The sequence below is a fragment of the Psychrobacter sp. Ps6 genome, from assembly GCF_022129235.1.
In the GTDB taxonomy this organism is placed as follows: Bacteria; Pseudomonadota; Gammaproteobacteria; order Pseudomonadales; family Moraxellaceae; genus Psychrobacter.
The window spans coordinates 1-2,124 of sequence record NZ_JADQAI010000074.1 but is presented as its reverse complement, the minus strand read 5'-3'; the positions used below and the strand labels follow the sequence as shown (position 1 = coordinate 2,124).

At 45.5% G+C, this 2,124-nt stretch carries 1 pseudogene; it reads right to left on the bottom strand.

The window, feature by feature from the left end:
* Positions 1-2,124 (bottom strand): annotated as a pseudogene (locus I3255_RS13815) (hypothetical protein); the annotation flags it as partial.

Below are 2,124 nucleotides of genomic sequence, written 5' to 3'. Positions count from 1 at the left end.
CTGTAGTGTTTACCACGGGCACAGTTTGCGTCACTGTTGGGCTTGATACATCGGCCGTAATAAGAGCACTTAGTACATCTTCATCATCAGGTGCGGCTCCTGCATTATCATCACCGGCATAATCTGCATCTGGCTGACCATCATTTTCATTATCTGCCGCTACAGTACCGATATATAACCCGGTCTCTTCTGTTAAATGACGAGGACCATTATTAGCCAATGTTGTTGGATAACCTGACGTTTCAGGGGCATCACCGAAATCTAATGGTAATGGCGCTAAACGACAGCGTGCACCATCATTTTGGCTGGTAGACGCGTTCATTTGAGTGAAATTCACCGCACTATAACTGCCTGATGGCAAGCTTGGGTCTGAAATATCAATTCGAATAATACGGCCTGGATTTGGATTTTGAGAAGCGTAGAAGAAACCTTGATCATCAAAGTATACTGCCCCCCATCCGGTTCCTGTTTCACCGTTAATACCAACGTACCCTAAGTTAGTTCGAGCACCAGTTACAGGATCAAACTTAACCAAAGACCCGGTCGGCGTTAAGGTATAGAGCATATTATCAATAGGGTTAATTGCCATATCTGCCATAACAGGAGCCGATACCGAAACCTCACCGATCTGCTGCAAATAAGTGCTACTATTTGGATTAACATCAATACGATACATACTGGTACCACTACTATTCATCAGTAATAGCACACCATTATCATCAATATCACCGCTGTTATAGTTATTGATTGCCATCGTACTACCTGTAATTGGCAGCACGAAGGCAGATCCGGCACCGTCAACCATCAATACAGAGTCTTTATCTTGAATATTGTCGCCAATCAAGGTGTTAGTAATAAAGTTATAACCCGTACCACCAAATAGACCTGTTGCACTTGGTAACACATCATCGAACAACGGCGTCACTGTACCTAAGGCCAAGTTCACACTGGTAATATCGGTTGGATTATTACGTAATAGATAAGCATCGGTACTACAGGTTGGATAGGCGGTAATCGTAAAGTCAGCAAAATTTACATCGCTAACATCAGCCGTTAATGAGACGGTTTGTACATTAGGTGAACTCGAATGAACATTGATTGGATCTCCTATAGTTGCCCCCACATAACCACCCACGCTAGGATCTAATGTTCCAATAGTTGGAGGACAGGTAGGGTTAACAAGATCAGTCTCTAAAGCGGCTTCATATACCTCATAACTGCCACCAGGAATGGTCATTGAATACGCGCCAGTTGTTGCATCTGCAGTTGCCACAAAACATTCACTGGTTGTGGTGTTATAAGCAATTACAGGAACCGCGATACCTAATCCAGCTTCACCAACATCTTTAATACCGTTTAAAGTTGGGGCAGTACTGCTGTCATCAAAAACAAAACCAGATAGTTCGAAACTACATACTGCTGGTTCTGTTGGTAGTGTTGTAGAGTTAATTACTTGACCATCACCACCCGCATCACCACAGAGTAACTGGCCAGTACAACTTGCATTACCTCCACTAACATTGGCTGAGGCACCAGAGCTATTAAAGATTGCAGAACCACCACCACCACCAGCGGACTGTCCATGACCACCCGATGACGCGGCACCGTTACCACCAACCGCATTCACAGTTAGCGTCGATAATGAAGCTCCATCTTTGTTATACACCAGCACTGAACCACCTGCACCACCACCACCAGGGCCATCACCACCTGCATTTGGTGAGGTATTACCATTGGCATTAATCGTACCAGTACCGGTTACTGTATTAGCCGAGATGTAAACAATACCACCACCATCAGCACCATTTTGTCCAACACCATTATTTTCTTGGCCTGCGCCACCACCACCGCCAAGGGTTAAACGTGTTGGATCAGCCAGTCCAATACCCGTTCCAGGCTCACCTGGATAATAACTCGTTGAATTAGCATAGTAACCACCGCGACCACCTGGACCAACGTTAGCACCACCACCACCGCCAGAGTTATAATTACCACCACCGCCAGCGTTGGCAGGAGCACCAATACCGTAGTCACCATCACTATAGCCAAGGCCACCAAGACTAACTGGAGTTCCGGCAACACCTTCACCTTTACCACCATCAATATTGGTCGCTGACATTACAT